At 44.0% G+C, this 4,082-nt stretch carries 3 protein-coding genes; 1 reads left to right on the top strand and 2 read right to left on the bottom strand.

The features are described 5' to 3' along the window. Positions 1-73: 73 nt before the first annotated feature. Entirely contained in the window at positions 74-1,087 is a 1,014-nt protein-coding gene (locus A3766_RS16860; RefSeq protein ID WP_068513982.1) for an AraC family transcriptional regulator, read from the bottom strand. A gap of 82 nt (positions 1,088-1,169) precedes the next feature. Beyond that, the gene (tviB, locus tag A3766_RS16855; RefSeq protein WP_068513984.1) at positions 1,170-2,441 is read right to left on the bottom strand and encodes a Vi polysaccharide biosynthesis UDP-N-acetylglucosamine C-6 dehydrogenase TviB; all 1,272 of its coding nucleotides are present in this window, start codon (positions 2,439-2,441) and stop codon (positions 1,170-1,172) included. A 319-nt stretch (positions 2,442-2,760) separates the two neighbouring features. Here tviB and A3766_RS16850 point away from each other — a divergent pair. Then, a partial coding sequence (locus A3766_RS16850; protein WP_068642554.1) for a TIGR03013 family XrtA/PEP-CTERM system glycosyltransferase occupies positions 2,761-4,082 on the top strand: 1,322 nt, incomplete at its 3' end.

The following is a 4,082-nucleotide window of genomic DNA, read 5'->3' as shown; positions in this document are numbered from 1 at the left end:
AATATATAAAATTTAAATAGACATAAACGCTTATTTGTTGGTTGAAAAGGTGCAGATAAATAGACTTAATCGCTTATTTTATCTTTTTTACGCGGTAGGTTTTCGGTGTTTCGCCTGTCCATTTTGTATAGGCGCGTGAAAAGGCTCGGGGTTCGCTGAAGTTAAGGTGCTGAGAAATTTCTGCGATAGTCAGGTTGCGCTTGGTCAGCAGCTTATTAGCGATATCGAGGCGAAGATTATCCTTGATTTGTTGATAGCTAATGCCCTCTAGGTGAAGCTTTCGGCGTAGTGTTTGTTCACTGATTCCTAATTGGCGAGAGATGACAGCGCTATTTGGAAGTTTAATTGCTTCGCTGATGTGGGTGCTCTTGGGCTCTATAAGAAGTTTGATTTGTGCTGTCAGGCTATTGTCTTCGCCGGGGATGGTAAGTAGATCTATCGGCGCGCGTGCTAGAAAGACTTTTAGGTCGCGAGTAGTTTTGATCAAAGGCTCTTCGAGATACTTCCGATGGAAGACTAAGCGGTTGAATTTGCTCTTTTGGTTAGTTTTACAGCGAAACAAGAGCTCAAATTCTTCATGATCAATGGGGGTGTAATTAATATAGGCGCCAATTAGTTTAATTGGTTTGCCAATGTACCAACTTGCAAAGCGGTGCCAAATGACGTGCCAGTACTCGATATAAAAGTGCTCGAAATCTAATTCCGGATTGTTGAACTCTGAGGTGAAATATACGTGCTCTCCTTCGACATCAAGAGAAACCTTTATTTCATTGTTGATCTGGTTATAGAAGCGAATCCCTCGATGCAATAGTTCTTCGAGGTTATGACTGTAACTGACCCATTCAGCCATGAGGGCAAAGGTTCCGAGCTTAATGGGGGTTTCAGTGAAGCCCATAAACTCGTCATTTAGGGTCTCTGCAATACTTGAATAGAGCTTGGCAACCGACTCTACCGGGAAGCGTGCTCTGGGGTTTCTGAGTTGAAGTTCGGATATTCGCGCTTGCTTTAGCAGTTGGCGAGTATCGACGCCTTTTTTTCTCGCGCCGCCTAGCGCGCTGAGGATGTAGTGAGTGCCAATGGTTGCCATGTGGTGCTAATTATCGAATCGCAAGCGGATAACAAAAAAGCCCGGTAACTACCGGGCTCTTAATTCAATGCCGAGCTGAGGCTTACAAACGCGCATCAACATCATCTTTGTCGAATAGATATTTCACATCAAAGATAACGTTATTGGTTTTGCATAGCTTACGGATTTCTGCGATACCCATTTCTTTGATCTGGTCGTGTGATACGCAAATGACTGCTGCATCGTAGTGATCTTGTTTAGGTTCGCTGATCAAGTTAAGCCCATACTCATGCTTCACCTCTTCTGCATCTGCCCAAGGGTCATAGACGTCAATATTGGCGTGGTAGCCCTGGAGCTCTGTAATAACATCAGTCACTTTGGTGTTGCGAATATCAGGGCAGTTCTCTTTAAATGTAAGCCCCATGACCAGAATGTTTGCGTCAACAACCTGAATTTTCTTCTTGGTCATAAGCTTCAATACTTTCTCGGCAACATGAGCAGACATGTTGTCGTTAATACGACGACCGGAAAGAATGATTTCTGGGTGGTAACCAATCGATTGCGCTTTATGTGTTAGGTAGTATGGGTCTACACCAATACAGTGACCGCCAACCAAGCCTGGGCGGAAGGGGAGGAAGTTCCACTTTGTGCCAGCGGCTTCGAGTACTTCCAGGGTGTCGATGCCCATTTTGTCAAAAATTAAAGAAAGCTCGTTAACGAGAGCGATGTTGACGTCACGCTGGGTGTTTTCAATAACTTTTGCGGCTTCAGCTACACGAATAGAAGCTGCTTTGTGCGTGCCGGCAACGATGATGCTTTTATAAAGGTCATCAATAAAAGTTGCCGCTTCGGGCGTTGAGCCAGAGGTAACTTTGAGAATGTTCGTGACACGGTGTTCTTTATCGCCAGGATTGATTCGTTCCGGGCTGTATCCCGCAAAGAAATCTTCATTTAGCTTCAAACCAGAGCCTTGCTCGATTAGTGGTAAACAGTCTTCTTCGGTTGCACCCGGGTAAACAGTCGACTCGTAAATAACGTAATCGCCCTTTTTGACTACTTTGCCAAGCATCTCGCTCGCTTTGATTAGCGGCGTTAGGTTTGGTGTTTTGTAGTCATCGATCGGTGTAGGAACTGTGACGATATAGACGGTAGCATTCTTGATATCATCGAGCTGGGTTGTGAAGGTGAGGTGTGTGCTCTCAGCAAGCTCTTCAGATGAGCATTCTAGTGTGCTATCAACACCTTCGCGTAACTCGTTGATGCGATCTTCTTTGATGTCAAACCCTATGGTTGGGAATTTCTTCCCAAATTCGACTGCCAGTGGCAGACCTACATAGCCCTGTCCGATAATGCAAATTTGTGTATTTGTTTCCATGGTCTCTCGATCTTTCATCAATAAATAAAAACTTTGCGCCGACTGTTTACAAATGACTTACAATGAACGCTGAAAAAAGGTGACGGATTATTGCATAATGCCGCAACTAATTCTTCAGGATAGACTGAATTCTAAGAGAATAGTAAAGGACGAAGCAGATAATTTAAAGAAATAGTCTATGATGAAAGGTGAATTCTGTATTTACGTCTTTTATCGTACAGCTGTATTATTCTCCGGCTAGGGTGTTGGTGGGGTGTTATTCTTTCGCTTAGCCGGGTTGTTTGTAGAAAATTCTCAGTTCCATTCAAGGTAATCGTTAGTGGCTCACGTACGTGTTTTAAATCATTATTTGCATAGTAAGTTTCTCGTTTTAGGGGCGGTTGAATTTTGCTTGTTGATGTTGGCGGTTGTTGCCGGTGTCGAGTTGCGAAATATGTGGGGTGCCGCGGACGAAGTAAATGTTATTCTGGAGTCACCTAAACTTCAGATGATCTCCTTTGCGGTGGTGTTGAGTGTATGCTCCCTTGCAATGGGGGTTTATACGAGTATCTATATAGAAGGCTTGACCGGGATGGCTTTGCGTACTGTTGTGAGCTATTTCTTCTTGGGTACCGCAAGCTTGACGATACTCTATTACTTGTTCCCTGTTATGTATTTAGGTCGCGGCGTTTTAGCGTTTGCGATCACCTTTTCCTTGATCTTCGTATTAGTGGTAAGGGTACTTTTTTATAAAGTCGTTGATTTGGCTCAGTTAACGCGGCGAGTTGTAATTTTTGGTGCTGGGAACACAGCTGCCAATATTATGGAGCGAATTCAAGCTAGTAAAGATGAGTCAGGGTTTCAGTTATATGGCTGTATGGCTTGTGGGCAAGGTGAGGTGGTTGTAGATTCCAGTTTATTGGTCAATGAACCTGAAGATTGGATGGCCTTTGTTAAGCAGCATAATATTAGTGAAATAGTTGTCGCGCCAGATGAGCGCCGCCGCAGTGAAGGTGGTCAGATTCCTATAGATGCACTGCTGGATTGTAAGCTCAGAGGGGTTCGTGTGACGGACCCTGTTGAGTTCATAGAGCGAGAGCTGTTGCGATTGGAAATTTCAATGCTTCGTCCTGGTTGGGCTTTGTTCTCAGATGGTTTTGTCTATTCTCAAGCACGAGATATTCTAAAGAAGTTATTTGATTTGACCGTCGCAAGCCTGATTTTATTGCTTACCTGGCCGTTTATGTTGATAACTGCCATTGCGGTTAAGCTAGAAAGTGACGGGCCAATTCTCTACAGTCAGACGCGTGTCGGGCTGAATGGAAAAGAGTTCTCTATTTATAAATTCAGAAGTATGGCTCAAGATGCGGAGAAAGACGGTAAGGCCGTTTGGGCGACTAAAAATGATGCGCGCGTAACAAAAGTGGGGGCGTTTATCAGAAATACACGTCTTGATGAATTGCCGCAGCTTTATAATGTTTTTACGGGCGATATGAGTTTTGTTGGGCCTCGTCCAGAAAGGCCTCAGTTTGTAGAAGAATTGAAAGAACAAATACCTTTTTACGATGCTCGGCATAAAGTAAAACCGGGATTGATGGGCTGGGCACAGTTAAAGTACCCCTATGGCGCGTCGGTTGACGATGCGAGAAATAAGTTAAAATA

The sequence above is a fragment of the Oleiphilus sp. HI0132 genome (genome assembly GCF_001635845.1).
This window is presented reverse-complemented; position numbering and strand designations above follow the sequence as displayed.